Raw genomic sequence first — 16,884 nt, forward strand, 5'->3', positions numbered from 1 at the left:
CTTTCTCTTGCCACCACTCTTCCCCCTCTGCGCCTCCCCGTCTCGGCGGTTCCTTCTTCTTCCTGAGCCACTAACCACTTTTCCTCACTGGCCGGTCTCAGAATTTGATCCAGTCGAGATACACCAAAAAATTCGCGATCCACGGATGTGTCCACGGGTTCCATGTGGGGTAGCTGACCGAGAGGGTAGAGAAAACCAACAGCGCGCAGGCAAGCCACCGCAGCCACGCGCGCGGCGCCACCCACTCTAGGGCGGGCAGCAACATCAAAGTCCACAGCGGTATCAGCCAAAAGCTCCAGCGCAGGCCACTGGTCATGCCGCCATAGTTGCGGTCTTCCAAGGGACGCAGGAGGTAAAAGACAAAGCACACAACCGACAACAGCGCGATCGCCAACGCCATGCCGCGCAGCCGTTCGCCGTGCGTGGCAAGCGCGGTGGCGACGCCGGCGACCGACAACAACCAGATCGGCGTGAGCGAAAAGATGCCATGATGCCCCACCAGCATGTGCAGCGCGTAATTGGCCTGCGACGGTTCTCCGCGATCGATGCCTTGCCGGTCGCGCCAATAGCTGTCGCGCTCGCGGCCATCCTTCATGTAGCTGTAGTCGTACCAATCTTTGTGCTTGTAAGCGGGAGTGAGCGTTCCAAACGCCGCGTAATTGGTCGCCAAGGCGGCAATGGCCACCACCAGCGCCGGCGGCGCAAAGCCGGTCAGCGTCTGACGCGGAAATCGCCACACCAGCGCGGCCGCCGCCAGCGCCGCGAACGACAGCGCGGGCAGTTCGACCGCGGCGGCGAACGAGGACGCCAAACCCGCGACGAAGAACCAGCGCCAGCGCTGATCGCCGTCGATCCAGATGCGCAGCACGGCGTCGGTGGCGATGGCCACGCAAACGGCGGCGGGCAGATGATTGTTGATGACGACGACAAACGTGGTGAGAAAGGTGGCCAATGCCGCGGCCGCAAAGGCGAATACGCGGCCCCAATCGGTCGCGCCGTAGCGTTCGACCCAGCGCGCGACAATGGCAAAGTAGAGCAACAGCGGCAACACGTTGATGGTGATCAACATGAAGCGGCCGATCTCGTAGGGATGCGTGCCGAGCGTGCGGCCGGTGAGCCGGTGGATGATCCAGTACTCGCCCGCCATCAATGTGGGAAACAGCGGCGGCTTGCTGGAATAGAGATGGCCGTCGTCGGGCCGCTTGACCATGTCGATCGTGTCCCAGTTGGGCTGGGCGATAATCTCGTCAATTTGGTACGTGCCGAGTTCGACCAGCGCGCGGACGGTGCACCAGCGGCTGCGATCGTTGGCGCTGAGAAAAGGACGCTGCAACAACGGCTTGCCATTCTTGGTCCGCGACTTGTCGATTTCAATTTTGTCGACGGCGTTGACCGCCAGAATGCGGCCGAGCATCCCGCCCAGCGCAATCGACGCGATGATCAGATAAACGCCGCGCCGCAGCGCGCTGTTGGAGTCGGCGGCGCTCATGGCGCGCGAGAACCGACTTGTGGTCGGCTCGCCCCGTGGATGGCGCCATTGGCGGAATCCGATGGTGGGACTGGCTGCGCCGCGCCGCGCGAAACGATCTGCGCGACCGAGTATCGGTCGCTGCCGCGGCTGCTGCGATCGACGATGAGCTCGGCCACCAGACCTAACGACATGAGTTGCACTCCCAGCAAGATGAACATCGCCGCGCCGAGAAACGCGCGCTGTGGATCGAGCCAGCCCAGTTGGCTGCCAGGAGCCAGCGCGGCCAGCACATTGTCGAGAGCCAGATAGCCCAGGCCGGTCAGTCCGGCCACAAAGCAAACCAGCCCGGCGGCGCCCAGCAGGTGCTGCGGCCGCTGGCCGAACCCGGTAAGAAAGCGGACGGTGAGCAGATCCAAAAAGCCTTTGACAATGCGGTTGACGCCGTACTTCGACTGGCCGTAGCGGCGCGGGCGATGCCGCACCACCACCTCACCAACGCGAAAACCGCGCGCGGCGGCCAGCACCGGGACAAAGCGATGCAACTCGCCGTACAACCGCACTTCGTTCAGCACCTCGCGGCGGCAACACTTCATGCCGCAGTTATGATCGTGCAGCGCCACTCCGGTGAGCTTGCTGACCATCCAGTTAAAGACGCGCGACGGACCCACCTTGTGCCAGGGGTCGTAGCGCACCTGCTTCCAGCCACTGACCACGTCGAGGCCACCGGCGATGGCGTCCAAGAACAACGGAATCTCGGCGGGATTGTCTTGCAGGTCGGCGTCGAGCGTCATGACCAGGTCGCCGCGCGCCTGCTCGAAGCCGGCGGACAAGGCGGCCGCCTTGCCAAAGTTGCGCCGGAAGCGAACGCCGCTGACGCGCGGGTCGCGCTCGGCGAGGGTCTCGATCTGGCGCCAAGAGTCGTCGCTCGAGCCATCGTCGACAAAGATGATGTCGAGGTCGTAACCGCGATCGCGCGCGACCTCGGCCAACTCGGCATGGAGCGGCGCGAGGCTTTCGCGTTCGTTGTACACCGGTATGACGATCGACAGCATGAATCCGACACTGGCCAGCGCCAGCGCCATGACAAACGGGATGGTTGCGAGCACATGCTCGCGGCAGGCGCACGAGGGGGAACCGCGCTAGTGCGCATTCGCCGACTCGCGCGGGCCAGCCACATACAGAATAGCCGAAAGCAAGACTTCCGACACGAGCCAGACCACGCGCACCACCAGCGCGGCGACCAGCGCAACGGCGGCGCCATAGCGCGGCGCAAGGAGTTCGAGCAAAACGGCTTCGCGCACGAAGGCCCCGCCCGGAATCAGCGAGGCGAAGCCGGCGACCATCGCCAACGCCACCGAGGCCAGATAGAACGGAAATTCCGACAAGGGAACTTGCGCCGCTGGCAACACCCCGCGCAGCGCGGCCCAAAAGCTCAGCGCCAACATGAGCCACAAGGCAAAATTGGCGCACCAGCCAACCACCACGTGGCGCATGTCGATGCGCACCAGCTCGGCCGCGAGCCGAAAACCGGGCCGCACGCGCTCCAGCAACCTGCCTGCCAAGCGCAGCACGGGGGGCAAGGTGACCAGCACGCCGCCGGCCCCACAGCAAATGGCGACCACGGCGGCCAACCCCGTGGCGCGTTGCCATCCCAACAACACGATTGCGGCCAGGCAGGCGCCAACCCCCATCATGGTCATCGTTTCGTAAAACACCGCCAGCGAGGCGGGGCCCACCAGTCGGCCTGCTCGCGGCAACAACGCAATGCGGATCACGAACACCATCGCCTTGCCCGGCACGTACTTGCCGACGTGACCTATATAATGCGCGCGAAATGTCGAAAACGGCGCCACCGGCAGATCAAAGCAGCGCAACAACCAATACCAGAACCAAGCGGCGGGGAGCAGACCAACCAGGTAAATGACGCCCGATGCGATCAGCCAAGGCCAATCGAATTGGAGTTCTTGCTCCCCGAGCTTGCGCCAAGCCGCGACCAGCGAATGTTGGACGCCCAACAGCACCAGCAGCACAACCGCCAGTTTGATCGCCAGCAACCAGCGACGCGGCTGGAGCCGCGGTTCGGAAGTGGCAGTGCTCTTTTCGAGAGAAGTCGTCACGCAGGGACTCGCGAAAGGCGCCGCGCGACGGCGGCCAATGGTTCACGACCAATCTTCAAGGTCGTCCAACGAGCCTTCAAGAATGCTCAGGTAGCTCTCGTAGCGGCGCACGTCCAGCAAGTCGTCGGCCACGGCGTCTTTGACCGCGCATTCTTCTTCGTGCGTGTGCGAGCAATCCGGGAACTTGCACAGCCCAACGTACGGACGCAGATCGCGAAAATAGTTCTGCACCTCGGCGGGCACGATGTCCCAAAGTTGAAACTGGCGGATGCCCGGCGTATCGACGAGATAGCCCCCCGACTGCGTGCGCAGCAGTTCGGCGGTGGTGGTCGTGTGGCGTCCCTTTTGAGTCTCCTGGCTGACCGAGGCGACGCGCAGCGCCAGTCCGGGCTCAGTGGCGTTAAGCAGCGAGCTCTTGCCGACGCCGCTCTGACCGACGACGGCAGTCTGCCGATCGACAAGCTCGCGCCGCAGTCGATCGACGCCAGTTCCGCTGCGGGCGCTGGTGAGAATCACCGGGTAGCCCATCTGACTGTACACGCCGACCAGCGGCATCAGCCCGGCCGGTTCGACCAGATCGATCTTGTTGATGACGATCAACGGTCGAATATGGGCCTTCTCGGCCGACATCAGATAGCGGTCGATCAAATTCGGCTTGAGGTACGGCTCGGCGGCGCTGCCGACGATCAAGAGCTGATCAACATTGGCGACGATGGTGTGCTGACGGCCGCGGCTAGCGCGACTGAGCACGCCATAGCGCCGCTCGACGCGTTCGATGATGCCTTCCTTATCGTCGGCGGGCCGGATCAGCACATGGTCGCCGGCGACGACGACGTGCCGCAGGTCGGTGCTGATGGTCTTGAGCAGCCGTCGCGTGGCGCATTGATATCGCCGACCGTCGGCGGTCTCGACCGTGCTCAAAAGCCCGTTGACCTTGAGCACGCGACCCGCGAGGCAAACAGCCTCGTCGACCGCGAGCACGGGTTGCGAATTGCTGTCGTCTGCGCAGGCCGTTTCGTCCGCCGCGCGCACGGTGCGCCGGCGCGACAATTCTCCCTTGCCGCTGATCCGTTCTTCACGAACCGAATCGATTTCCTCCGGTTCGCCGGCGGCGAAATCGCGCGTGAAATTGACCTTGCGCTGTCGCTCGACGCGGTTCTTGCGAAAGTCGGTTCGGATTTGACGCTGTTTCTTCTTGCTCACGACCGGCCACTATACCACGAGCGCGGCGTTTACTTCGAGACGAACGCGGCCAGCGCGATGAATCGTCCGCGCAGCAGCGGTCGGCTAAGCGCCGCCATTCTCGGCGCCCACCGATTCGACCACCCCCTGATAGAAGGCAATTGCCTCGGCCGGATTGAGATTGAACATCACGCGCCCCTGGGTGGTCCAGACCTTGGCACGGAAGTTAAACACCGAAGTCGCCGCGCGCAAATTGCCCACCGCCTCCACATCTTCCATCGGGCCCCCCTCGATCGCCTCGAACGATATCGTGCAGGCGACAAAGGCCGACAGCTCGCCCGTCTTGCGGTCGCGGGCATAGGCGACCGGATTCTCGAAGTCGCAATCGGTCCAGCGCAGGCCACGCGGTTTGCCGGTGGTGGAAGCCAGCTTGAAGAACTGCGCTTCGAGCCGTTCACGCTGGAGATGAAAATCACGCTTCGCTCGGGCCAGAGCCGATTCTTGGCGGACGGCGCGAAGCGGCTTATAGAGCAGCGCTGTCATCACCGCTACGGTCACAACCGCGCCGGCCACCAGAATCCAAGCGACCATAACATCCACTCCCGCCAAGGCACACGAGAGGCCGAGGCAAACGCTCCGTCCACGCCTTCGATTTTATCCGAGCCACGCCTCCGGACAAATGAATTTCGGTCGCTGCGCCCAGGCGCCTGCGCGCGGGGCCGCCAGTGTGGTACTTTTTGGCCCATGCCACTCTTGGGAGCGCACATGTCGATTGCCGGCGGCTATTACAAGGCCGTCGAGATTGCCCAGGCTGCCGGCTGCGATTGCGTCCAGTTGTTCACCAAGAACAACAATCAGTGGCGGGCCAAGGAGTTGACCGACGACGATGTGAGCCGCTTTCAGGGGGCGCTGGCCAAACTGCGAATCAGTCACCCGATCGCGCACAACTCGTATCTGATCAATCTGGCCAGTCCCGACGACGCGCTGTGGAAGAAGTCGATCGACGCCTTCGTGGTCGAACTTCTGCGGGCCGAGCGACTCGGCATTCCGTACGTCGTGGCACATCCTGGGGCCTTTGTTACCAGCAGCGAGGAAGCGGGAATCGCCCGCATCGCGCTGGCGCTAGATGAGGTGCATCGGCAGACCCGTGGCATCGGCGCACAGTGTTTGCTGGAGACGACCGCCGGACAAGGGTCTTGTCTGGGCTGCCGCTTCGAGCAGTTGGCGGCGATTTTGGAACATGTGAGCGACCCGGACCGACTCGGCATCTGCGTCGACACCTGCCATGTCTTCGCGGCGGGCTACCCGCTGGCGCCCGAAAAGGACTACGAAGCGACGATGACCGCGCTCGATCGCTTGATCGGCGCGCCGCTCGTCAAGGCGTTTCATCTGAACGACAGCAAGCGCGAGCTTGGCTCGCGCGTCGATCGGCACGAACATATCGGCCAAGGGCATCTCGGCTTGGAGCCGTTTCGGCTGCTGATGAACGACACGCGCTTCAGCCAAGTGCCAATGTACCTGGAAACACCGAAAGGAAAACGCGACGACGAAGAATTGGACGTGATCAATTTGCGAACGCTGCGCGACCTGATACGCAAGTGACGGCATATCAACTACTGATGAGACCACTTGGCAGCGTCGCGCCGCCGCGTGCATGTGGCGCCAGCGACAAAGAGGTTGGAAAGCCATTGTCCAGGGGAAAAGTGGAGCAAGCGAGAGGTCCCTGCGCCTGGCGGGTTTCTGTAACCGGCAAGGTTTAACAGGGTCCGTATCACGGGTTGCGATGGGGCGACATGACATCTTGCCGCGGCGGCAGAGTTTACTTGCGCGGACGTGTCAGCCGGATTGACACAACGCGTCGTCAAATACTTTTCACGGGGGGGAATTTGCCGATTCGGTCGGACCGTCGCTCTAGCTATCACGCCCACGGGGCCGAATGGTGGTGTTATGGAGTCTTCGTCGGCCGCGCTTGCGCCTGCGGCCGCGCGTGGACGAGGAGCGTAGGACCACGCTCCGCTGAGCACGGAAGCACAGCCAGCACGGAAGTGAGAATGACCATGGGGAATATGTGCCACCAGCGCCACGGAATCGGCCTGGCACTCTTCGCCGCGCTCGTCGCCGTTAGCATGACCGGTTGCCACACATTGCGCGGTCAGCACAAAGACGTTGTGCCGCTGCCGCCGGTTGCGCCGGACGTGCCCAAAGAATTGATGATGACCACGCTGCCGCCTTACGACATCGCGCCGCCCGACATCTTGCTGGTCGACGCGATTCGCGTGGTGCCGCGCGGCACGTACGTGGTGTCGCCGACCGACGAATTGTTGATTCAAGCCACCGGCACATACCCCGAGTATCCGATCGCGGGCCCCTATTTGGTGGAAAGCGATGGCACGGTGAACCTCGGACCGGTGTACGGCAGTGTGAAGGTTGCTGGCAAGAGCTTGAACGAGGCGCGGGTCGCCATCGACGCGCATCTGCGACGTTCGCTCACCAGTCCTTCGGTGTCGGTGAGTCTGGGGGCAACCGCCGGGCGGCAACAAATTTCGGGCGAGCATCTAGTGGCCCCAGACGGCACCATCACTCTCGGCAGCTACGGGCAGGTGTTCGTGGCCGGTCTGACGGTGATGCAGGCCAAGAAGACCATCGAGGCGCATTTGGCGCAATATCTCGAATCGCCAGAAGTGGCGGTGGACATGTACGCCTACAACAGCAAGACGTTTTTCGTCGTGCTGGAAGGGGGCGGCTACGGAGACATGGTTTACGAATTCCCGTACATGGGGAACGAAACCGTGCTGAGCTCCATCGCCAAAGTGAACGGCTTGCAGCAGGTGTCGTCGAAGAAAATCTGGGTCTCGCGGCCGGCGCCAGACGGCACCGGTTGCTACCAGGTGCTGCCGGTCGATTGGTGCGCCATCACCAAAGGAGGCTCGACAGCGACGAACTACCAGGTTCTGCCGGGAGACCGCGTCTTCGTGCAGGAAGATCACTGGTACTCGTTCGACACCTGGGTGGGCAAGGTGCTGTCGCCATTCGAGCGGGTTCTCGGATTCACGTTGCTTGGCACCGCTACGGTACAAGCGGCCAAGTTCCGCAACAACAACGGCGTTGGCTTCTTTTAATCACATAGCGTGCGATGCGTCCACGAGTCACTGCTAGACCACAGCGGGCAGACAATAGAAAGATACGGAAGGCTATGCGACGTTCAGCGGCTATCGGAGTATGCGTGGTGCTCGCCATCGCCTTGGCGATGGGCGCGCTCCGGCCTCAAGCGGCGCGCGGATTGGATAATTGCAATCGTGGCAACCTGTGTCACAAATGCGACATTCCGGTCTGCATTCCGAACGGTCCGCCGTTTGGTTACAACCGCACCGTCTGGAACCGCTGGCCCATTCAAGTGACGGAAGAAGAGTTCATTGTGGGGCCGGCCGTACCGACAGAGGCGGTTGCCGCGCCGCCGCAAACGCCGGCGTCCCCAGCGTCAGAGGCCGCGCCGCCAGCTACCGCGCCAATTGCACCGGCGCCGATGCAGATCCCGCCCACGCCTCCGTCGCCTTCCGATGAACTATCGCCCCCAGTGGCGGATGAACCCGCCGCCGATGCGCCAGCGCCAGCGGTAGAAACCGACACCGTTCCCGAGCCAGGAGTGCGGGAAGACGAAGAAGCCGCTCCAGTGGCGCCACCACAGGCTGCCACAACTCCGCAGGCCTATACAGCGCCGCAGGTAAATGCGGCGCTGCAAGTGAATGCTTCACCGCAACCGTATAGGACTACGCGGCCGGCACGGCTGACTGAGCCGGTAGTTCGACCAGCGGCCGCCCGTGAGGTGTACGCCGAACCGCGCTTTGTACCGAGCGAGACTCAGGCGACGCGTCCGGTGACTCCGCCGACGCTTCGCACCACGCCACAGTCAATGGCGGTGAAATCGAATTCACGCGGTCGTATGGCGGCGCAACGTCCCGTGGTGGAAGCCGTGGGCGTCGAATCGGCGCCGCCGGTAACGCTGTCGAACTGGGCCAAACCATTCAAACAACGAATGGTGATCTTCACGCGTTCGACAGGGACAAATGGCAAAAAATGGTGGCCACTTCCGGATGCGTTTACGAGGCCGGAGACGCCAAAACTGGTGCGACTTATCCCAAATCGGATGCCCGAAACGCGCCAAGCCGCCCGCTCACCGGAGTTTACCGCATCGCGGACGGCGGCGCATCGTGCCGCGCAGCCGGTAGTCGAGCCCGTCATCGTGCTTCGTACTCTTCGCTAAGCCCGACGATGCCGCCAGCGCCGACTGGCGCAATTGTTCCGTGTGCCGAGCGCCATAATTGTTTCCTGTTGACGTAAACAATTTGCGCGCTTGCGGCTTCGGCCCCCTGGTAGGTGGAAAATACCTGACCAGATTCTTGACATTGGCGCCCATCGAACCAAAATGGCGGCACACCCGCCTACGAAGGTTCGTCCACGGACAGTAACCCCCGAGTTCGCGAAGGACTCCAGAGCGCAAAAGCGGCCGTCTGCCAGCGGTTTGAGAGGCTTTTCGCTCTAGAAGGACTGACGTTCCGCAGTGTCAGCACTGGTCCGTGCCGGAGACTAGTACGGTCGCCGGTCAGATTGCGTGTCGGCGCCTCCCAAGATGTGGAGACACACGATGTAGGGTCGTGCGCGCGCCGTCATAGAAAGTCAAAGGTCTGACGAAGTAAGGGTCACGCGATGATCGGCGCGCAATGTCAGGGGCGTCTCGCCGCTAGCGAGCGCTAGCTCTTGGATTCAACCCGCGCTGTGCCGCATGTCGCTGAAATCGTCGAACTTGCGCAGGAGCGCAAGACATTAGGCAGGCAGCCCTGCGTGTCGAGTTGGATGATGCGCGGAAGCTATGGAATGTCATTTTCAGGGATGTCTTGAAATCGGTGCTGCAACCGACGGGCACGGAGTGTGCGCCGACTGAGCCTATACGACATTGCTAACGGGACACGAGTAACGCATGGAATCGAACGACTACCAACCACTTTCGCGTGATCGAGCGATTACCGTGGCGCCGGCCGTGACGCGACCGCTGACGCCTTACTTTCAGCCGAGCGCGAACCTCGACAGCGATGCGTCGCTGACCGCCGGTAGCGTGCTGGCAGCCTTTCGCCGCTGGTTCTGGGCGGCGGCGCCGATCGGCCTGTTGGCGGCGATCGCAGCGGGTGTGCTGGTGTGGTACTACGCGGTGCCGACCTATCGCGCTGTGGCGTGGCTTCAGGTGGATGGATCGAGTCCGTTCATCGCGTTTCCGCAGGCGCCGGAACACAAGGCAAACCCGTTCGTGCAGACGCAGATCGAACTGATTCGCAGTCCGCTAGTGCTGGAAGAGGCGGTGCAATCGGCGGCAATTAAAGACTTGCCGCTGATCCGCGAAAGCGCCGCGCCCGCTGCCTGGCTGTCGAAAAAGCTGGGGGTCGAATCGGTGGGCATGTCGGACTTATTGCAGATTTCGATCGAGACCGACTCGGCACAAAACGCGGCCAAGATCGTCAACGCCGTCGTCGACGCGTACGTGAACTACGAAATGGGGCAGTACGTCAAGCGGAACACGCGCATCATCGAGCTATTGGAACGCGAGAGGGTGCGGCGACGCGACGAGTTGCAGCACATGCAAGCGGGCTTCTACGACATGGCCAAGGCCGCCGGGCGCAGCCTGCTGATTGCTACAGACGAGCAGGAGCTGGGACTGGCCAAAAACAGCGTGGACAACCTGCAAGAAGAGTTGGCGTCGACCGAAGTGGAGAGCGAAGTGCTGGCGGCCAAGGTCGCGGCGCTCGAGGAAGATATCAAGCGTGGCGATGGCGGACCGCCCCTTGGCGCGGTGGAACAAACGCTGGACCAGAATCCGCACGTGATGCGGTTGCACGAAATGTTGGCGATGAAGCGCGCCAGTTTGTCGCAGGCGCACATTGTGTCGCGCGATCAGGTGAACGATCCGGTTTTGAAAAAGCTGCAGCTTGAGATCGAGCAATTCGAAAAGCAGTTGGAAGAGCTGCGCAGTAGTATGCGGCCGCATGCCCAACAAGTAGTGGCGGGTTCGTGGCGAGATCAGCGGCGCGACGATTTGTCGCAGATGAAGTCGCAACTCGAAGCGTATTCAGTGCTCAAGAAGAATCTCAAAAATCGGATTGAGACCGAGCGCTCGAAGCTAGGGCTGGACGACAAAGATTCTTGGAAGCTGCAATCGGCGCGTTCCGACTTGGTGTTGGCCGAGCAAGTGCTGGAACAGATCTCGACGCGCGCGGAGGCGCTGCGGACCGAGGTGCAGGCGCCGTCGCAGGTGCATGTGCTACGGCCCGCAGTGGTTCCTCGTCTGCCGGAAACCGGCGCCCCGCATCTAAAGGTCGCGGCGGCAAGTTTAGGCGCGTTCGCCATGCCTTTCCTGGCGGTGCTGCTGTTCGAGCGCAGGGCGCGACGGATCACCGAGCCATTGCACATCGTGCAAGAGGCCAATGTGCCCGTGGTGGGCGAGGTGACCCGGTTGCGCCTCGGTCCGCTGGATCGGCGTGGCCGGCTGATGGGACCCTCTGCCCGCGATTGCCTGGCATTTGAGGAGAGCGTGGAGTATGTGCGCACCAATCTGTTGGCGCGCGACGAATTGCAAGATGTGCAAGTGCTGGCTGTGGCCAGTGCGGTGAGCGGCGAAGGCAAGACGCAATTGGCTTCGCATTTGGCGACCAGCTTGGCGCGGGCGCAGCACGCTCGCACGCTGGTGATCGACGCCGATATTCGCAGTCCCGATCTACATCAACAGTTTCGTGTGTCGAACTCGCCGGGCTTGGTCGACGTGCTGGACGGCGCCGTGGATTGGCGCGACGCGGTGACGCCAACCTCGATCGAGGGCTTGGACATGTTGGCAGCCGGACGCCGCGGGGGGCGCAGCCCGCACGGTCTGCTGACCACGGGGCGTCTGGAAACTTTTCTTGCGGAAGTGCGCGACGTCTATCGCTACATCGTGATCGATTGCCCGCCCGTGCTGCTGGTTGGCGATGCGTTGGTGCTGGGCAAGCTGGCGGACGGCACCGTATTGGCGACGCTACACAACCGCAGTCGCGGACCAGAAGTTCGGCTGGCCTTTGAGCGCCTCGACAACGCGGGCGCCAAGGTGCTGGGCGCCGTCTTGAGCGGGGTGGCGCCGCGCACCTATGTGTATTCGCATTAGGCGCGAATTGCTCTGGGCTAGGGCGCGACCGCGAGCAAGGTCGAACAACAGACAGCTTCGACGCGACAACATGAATTGCAACAAAGCAAGGCAATCTGAATGAGCATCATCACCTCGCGCGCTAAACTACGCGCTCGGCCAACTCCGGTTGCCGCACCGGCAGAGCCCTTTCTATCGGTCGTCGTGCCGATCCGCAACGAAGAGCGTTTCATCGGACAAACCTTGGCCGACTTGGTGAGCCAGGATTGGGATCCCGCGCGCGTGGAAATTCTGGTCGTCGATGGCGAGTCGGTCGACGCCACACGCGATGTGGTGATGCGGTTCGTCGAGCGCTTTCAACATGTGCGGCTACTGCGCAACCCCAAGTGCTGGTCGAGCGCAGCGCGCAATATTGGTGTGGCCACCAGTCGCGGCGACTATGTGTTGATTATCGACGCGCACTGCGAGATTCCTGATACGAACTATTTTCGCTGTTTATGCGACGCCTTTGCCCGCAGCGGCGCCGACGCGATCGGTCGACCGCAGCCGCTGGACGTGACCGGCGCTTCGGCACGGCAGCGCGCCATTGCGGCGGCGCGCTCGTCGCCGCTGGGTCATCACCCATCGTCGTATATTTATTCCTATGCGGAAAGCTACGTTCCGGCGCACAGCGTGGCGGTTGCCTACCGCCGCGCGGTATTTGACAAGATTGGCTGGTTCGACGAATCGTTCGACGCCTGCGAGGATGTAGAGTTCAATCAGCGCTTCGACGACGCGAAGCTGACGTGCTTTTTCACACCGCAGGTGCTGGTGCGCTACCATCCGCGTCCGAGTCTAAGAGCGCTGTTCAAGCAGATGACACGGTATGGCCAGGGGCGGGCCCGGCTCGCTTGCAAGCATCCCGAGACAATCTCGCTAGGCAGCTTTCTGCCGGCGATGTTTGTTCTGGGGCTAATCGTTGGCTTACCGCTGTCGTGGCTCAATCCATACTTGGCGCTAGTCTACGCTTCGGTGTGCGCGCTTTATGTCTTCATTGTGCTGGCCACGAGTTTGCAGATTGTGGCGCGCCGACCGAACCAGTGGCGGCTGGGCGCTTGGCTGCCACTGGTGTTTCCAGCGATTCATATTGGCGCCGGGTTTGGCCTGCTGCGCGAGTTGGTGATGGTGGGGCTGCGCCGCGGCAAGCCCGCTGCTGCGACCGCGTTGCCCACGAAACCGCGCTAATTGCCCCACATCTGGCGTCGCTTTTCTTGGAGGGCAGACTGTCGAACATGGACCGCTTGCACGTCGTTGTACTCGATGAGGAGCTGCCTTACCCGTTGACCTCGGGTAAGCGCATCCGCAGCGCAAACCTGATAACCCGGCTTGCGCGACGGCATCGCATTACCTATGTGTGCCATCGCAATAGCAGCGCCAGTGAAGCAGCGGCCGCGCGGGAATATTTTGAGGACCACGGAATCGCGACGATCGTAGTGGATCGCCGCGTGCCGCCGCAGCATGGCCTGGGGTTCTATTACCGATTGGCCGCAAATCTCTTGTCGCCGCTACCGTATTCTGTGGCATCGCACACCAGTCGGGAACTGAACCAGGCAGTGGCCGGTTTAGCGGCGCGCGAACGTGTCGACCTTTGGCAATGTGAATGGACGCCGTACGCCGCCGCAATGCGCGGAATGCTGGACGCCCGTTGGGTGGTCATGGCGCACAATGTGGAGTCGCTGATCTGGCAGCGCTATTTTGAGACGGAGCAGCAGTCGCTGCGCCGCTGGTACATCGAGAAGCAATGGCGCAAATTCGCCGTGTTTGAGCGCGCCGCTTTTGCGGCAGCTAATTGCACAATCGCAGTGAGCGACGCCGACGCGGAGTTGGCGGAGCGCGAATTTGGCGCGCGACAGGTGGCGGTGGTCGACAACGGAGTGGACACCCAATTTTTCACGCCGGGGGATGGACCGCGCGAAGCGGAGCGACTGCTGTTTCTCGGTAGCCTGGACTGGCGGCCTAATCAGGATGGTGTGCGGCATTTCTTAGAACACGTGTTCCCCCTGGTGCGCCAAGGGGCGCCACGTTGCGAACTGGACATTGTGGGCCGCAATCCACCGCCGTGGCTGAACGCGTTGGTGGCGGCCACGCCGGGGGCGCGATTGTGCGCCAATGTTCCCGACGTGCGTCCGTGGCTGCGAAGCGCCACTTTGATGGTGACGCCGTTGCGCATTGGTGGGGGCTCGCGATTGAAAATCTTGGAATCCTTGGCGTGCGAACTGCCAGTGGTGAGCACCACGGTTGGCTGTGAGGGACTGGAGCTGGAGGCCGGCCGCCATTTGACGGTGGCCGACTCTCCGGATGAATTTGCGGCCTGCGTGCTGGCGAGGCTTTGTGATCGCAGCGGTTCGGCGCAACAAGCCCGCGCCGGCCGCGAGGTGGTGCTCCGACGCTATGACTGGGATGCCCTGGCCGACCGGCTGGACGAAGTGTGGCGGACATACGCCGAGGCAGCAAGCGCTCAATTGGTCGGAACGGCATAACGATGCGGGTAGTGCAGCTCACTTCATCCCGATTTTTTGGCAGCCTTGAGTGGCAGATCGTGGAGTTGACGCGGTATTTACCGGGCCATGTACGTTCAACGATTGTATCGTTTCACGAAGATGGCTTGTGCAAGTCGCTCTTGGACCAGGCGCGGCGACTCGGTTTGAACGCAGTGGGTCTGAGGCACGATACGCCGCACCTACGCAAGGCAAGCAGCGAATTGACCGGAGTGCTTCGTTCGACGCAGGCCGATCTCGTGTGCTGTCACGGCTACAAGGCCAATCTGTTGGGTCGGTTGGCAGCGCGGAGATTGGGGATTCCCGCCATTGCGATCGCGCATGGCTGGACAGGCGAGTCGCGGCGGATTCGCCTCTATGAAGCGCTCGACCGGCGCCTGTTGCGATACATGGACCATGTGGTCTGCGTGTCAGAAGGCCAATCGCGCAAAGTGGACCAATTGGGCGTGCCACGCGATCGGATGAGCGTGATTCACAACGCGGTCGATGTGGGCCGCTTTGTCAAACCGCAGCGGGTGTTCCGTGAGGAACTTGAGGAGATGTTTCCCCGGCGGCCCAATCGCATCGTCGGCGCCGCGGGAAGGCTGAGTCCGGAAAAGGGCTTCGATGTGTTGATCGCGGCGGCGGAGATCGTGGTGCGTCATAACGCGTCAATCGCGTTTGTGGTGTATGGCGACGGGCCGTTACGCGACGAGTTGGAAGCGAGCGTGGTCGAGAAGGGGTTGAAGGACCGCTTCTTCTTCGCGGGCTTCACCAGTCGATTGGACAAACTGATCCCCTGCTTCGATCTGCTGACGCTGCCTTCGTACACCGAAGGGCTGCCGTGCGTCGTGCTGGAAGCGCTGGCCGCCGGAGTGCCGGTGGTGGCGACAGCCGTGGGAGGAACTCCTGAAGTGCTGATTGACGGTGCAGCGGGCTACCTCACGCCACCGGGCGACTCGGCGGCGCTTGCCGACCGCATTGCGGCCGTGCTGGAAGACGAGCAGCAGCGGCGATCGATGGGAACGTTTGGTCGACAGTTCGTTCGGGACAAGTTCTCATTCGCCGAACAGAGCGAGCGCTATCTGAAGCTTTACGAATCGCTGTGCGGACGGGACATGAGTCCGTCGCGCGACGAGTCACCGATTGCCGATGCCCTATCGGCATCGGCGGAGGCTGTGGGCTGATGCGCATCGCAACAAAAGAGCGTGTGCAAGTGCATGGCGCCGGCCACAAGCTCGTGGCCGACAATGGCCAGCCCGTCCGCGTGTGTTTTGTGATCGATCGGCTGCGCGCGGCAGGGACGGAACGACAATTGTTGGGACTCATTGAACACTTGGACCGGCGGCGCGTGGCGCCGGTGTTGTGTCTGTTGGACGGGCGCGACGCGCTATCTGCGCAGCTCGCGCCGCGCGATTGTCCCGTCCACGCGCTTGGCGTGCGTTCGCTACACAAGCCGCACACCATGGCCGCGGCAGCGAGGTTTGTGCGGCTGCTCCGGCAAGAGCGCATCGAAGTTGTGCAAACGCACTTTCCAGACAGTACCTATTTTGCCGCGCCACTGGCGCGACTGTCCGGCGCGCGGGTGGTGCGCACTCGGCGCGATCTGGGCTACTGGATGCAGGCGCACGACCGCGTGCTGGGGCGGCTGTTGAATCGCTGGCTAGTCGACGCGACGCTGGCGAATTGTGAGGCGTGTCGCCGCGCGGTCATCGCCGACGAGGCCGCCGAACCGCAGAGTGTGTTCGTCATGGAGAACGGCGCCGAACTCGACCGGTATAAGGAGATTTCGGCGCCCGACTGGAGCGATAACGCGCCGCGCCGCATCGGCCTGGTCGCGAACCTGCGTCCCGTGAAGGCGCCGGAATTGTTTGTGCGCGCCGCGATCGAATTGTGTGCCCGGCATCCACAGGTCACCTTTCATTTGGCCGGCGAGGGCGAACTTCAAGCGCCGCTGAGGCGTCTCATTGGCGAGCGGTCGCTCGCGCATCGCATCTTACTGCATGGCTCAATCAGCGACTTGCCGGCGTTCTTGTCGACACTGCACATCGGGGCTCTGACGTCGCAATCGGAAGGGCTCTCAAACGCCATTGTCGAGTACATGGCGGCCGGGCGCGCCATCGTGGCGACTAGTGTCGGGGGCAACCCCGAGTTGATCGAGCACGAATCGACCGGACTGCTAGTCCCGCCAGGCGATTTGGGCGCATTGACTAAGGCGCTAGAGCGACTGCTACTCGATCCACATTTGGCAGCTCGACTAGGTGCTCGAGCGCGCCAGACGGCGCATCGGCGCTTTGCTTGGGCGACAGCCGCACGTCGTGCGGAATGCTTCTACGCCAAGCTGGTGGGGCGCCAATTCTCGGAATTAGCTGCGGTTGTTGATGTGCCAGAGACTCGTGCCTCAGTCGACATGCTGGCGCCTACGCTCGTTTAACTTCT

At 62.5% G+C, this 16,884-nt stretch carries 13 protein-coding genes; 8 read left to right on the forward strand and 5 right to left on the reverse strand.

Annotated elements, in window-relative coordinates; genetic code table 11:
• Positions 1-97: 97 nt before the first annotated feature.
• From K1X71_13875 to K1X71_13895, 5 genes are all read right to left on the reverse strand, one after another.
• Positions 98-1,489: a hypothetical protein gene (locus K1X71_13875; GenBank protein ID MBX7074229.1), complete on the reverse strand. Its 1,392-nt coding sequence runs from the start codon at positions 1,487-1,489 to the stop codon at positions 98-100.
• Positions 1,486-2,553, reverse strand: a complete 1,068-nt coding sequence (locus K1X71_13880) for a glycosyltransferase family 2 protein (GenBank protein MBX7074230.1) — start codon at positions 2,551-2,553, stop codon at positions 1,486-1,488. Before K1X71_13880 ends, K1X71_13875 begins: the two co-directional genes overlap by 4 nt.
• 57 nt (positions 2,554-2,610) lie before the next feature.
• On the reverse strand, positions 2,611-3,588 hold the full coding sequence (locus K1X71_13885) for a flippase-like domain-containing protein (protein ID MBX7074231.1): 978 nt from the start codon (positions 3,586-3,588) through the stop codon (positions 2,611-2,613).
• 42 nt (positions 3,589-3,630) lie between these two features.
• Positions 3,631-4,791: a ribosome small subunit-dependent GTPase A gene (rsgA, locus tag K1X71_13890; GenBank protein ID MBX7074232.1), complete on the reverse strand. Its 1,161-nt coding sequence runs from the start codon at positions 4,789-4,791 to the stop codon at positions 3,631-3,633.
• An 84-nt stretch (positions 4,792-4,875) separates the two neighbouring features.
• A complete protein-coding gene (locus K1X71_13895; GenBank protein ID MBX7074233.1) occupies positions 4,876-5,361 on the reverse strand; it encodes a hypothetical protein in 486 nt (161 codons plus the stop codon).
• 174 nt (positions 5,362-5,535) lie between these two features.
• Between K1X71_13895 and K1X71_13900 the strand changes: the two genes are divergently transcribed.
• The 8 genes from K1X71_13900 (at position 5,536) to K1X71_13935 (ending at position 16,879) form a co-directional block, all read left to right on the forward strand.
• Positions 5,536-6,372 carry a deoxyribonuclease IV gene (locus K1X71_13900; protein ID MBX7074234.1) on the forward strand — a complete coding sequence of 279 codons (837 nt, stop codon included), beginning with the start codon at positions 5,536-5,538 and terminating at the stop codon, positions 6,370-6,372.
• A 449-nt stretch (positions 6,373-6,821) separates the two neighbouring features.
• Positions 6,822-7,889 (forward strand): polysaccharide biosynthesis/export family protein, encoded by a 1,068-nt coding sequence (locus K1X71_13905; protein MBX7074235.1) that lies wholly within the window; start codon positions 6,822-6,824, stop codon positions 7,887-7,889.
• Positions 7,890-7,963: 74 nt separating this feature from the next.
• On the forward strand, positions 7,964-9,031 hold the full coding sequence (locus K1X71_13910; GenBank protein MBX7074236.1) for a hypothetical protein: 1,068 nt from the start codon (positions 7,964-7,966) through the stop codon (positions 9,029-9,031).
• A gap of 714 nt (positions 9,032-9,745) precedes the next feature.
• Positions 9,746-11,950 carry a polysaccharide biosynthesis tyrosine autokinase gene (locus K1X71_13915; protein MBX7074237.1) on the forward strand — a complete coding sequence of 735 codons (2,205 nt, stop codon included), beginning with the start codon at positions 9,746-9,748 and terminating at the stop codon, positions 11,948-11,950.
• Positions 11,951-12,049: 99 nt separating this feature from the next.
• Positions 12,050-13,153 carry a glycosyltransferase family 2 protein gene (locus K1X71_13920; GenBank protein MBX7074238.1) on the forward strand — a complete coding sequence of 368 codons (1,104 nt, stop codon included), beginning with the start codon at positions 12,050-12,052 and terminating at the stop codon, positions 13,151-13,153.
• Positions 13,154-13,200: 47 nt separating this feature from the next.
• Positions 13,201-14,448: a glycosyltransferase family 4 protein gene (locus tag K1X71_13925; GenBank protein ID MBX7074239.1), complete on the forward strand. Its 1,248-nt coding sequence runs from the start codon at positions 13,201-13,203 to the stop codon at positions 14,446-14,448.
• An 11-nt stretch (positions 14,449-14,459) separates the two neighbouring features.
• A complete protein-coding gene (locus tag K1X71_13930) occupies positions 14,460-15,632 on the forward strand; it encodes a glycosyltransferase (protein ID MBX7074240.1) in 1,173 nt (390 codons plus the stop codon).
• Positions 15,632-16,879 carry a glycosyltransferase gene (locus K1X71_13935; GenBank protein MBX7074241.1) on the forward strand — a complete coding sequence of 416 codons (1,248 nt, stop codon included), beginning with the start codon at positions 15,632-15,634 and terminating at the stop codon, positions 16,877-16,879. The genes K1X71_13930 and K1X71_13935 overlap by 1 nt, the downstream gene beginning before the upstream one ends.
• Positions 16,880-16,884: the final 5 nt, after the last annotated feature.

Source organism: Pirellulales bacterium (assembly GCA_019694455.1).
In the GTDB taxonomy this organism is placed as follows: Bacteria; Planctomycetota; Planctomycetia; order Pirellulales; family JAEUIK01; genus JAIBBY01.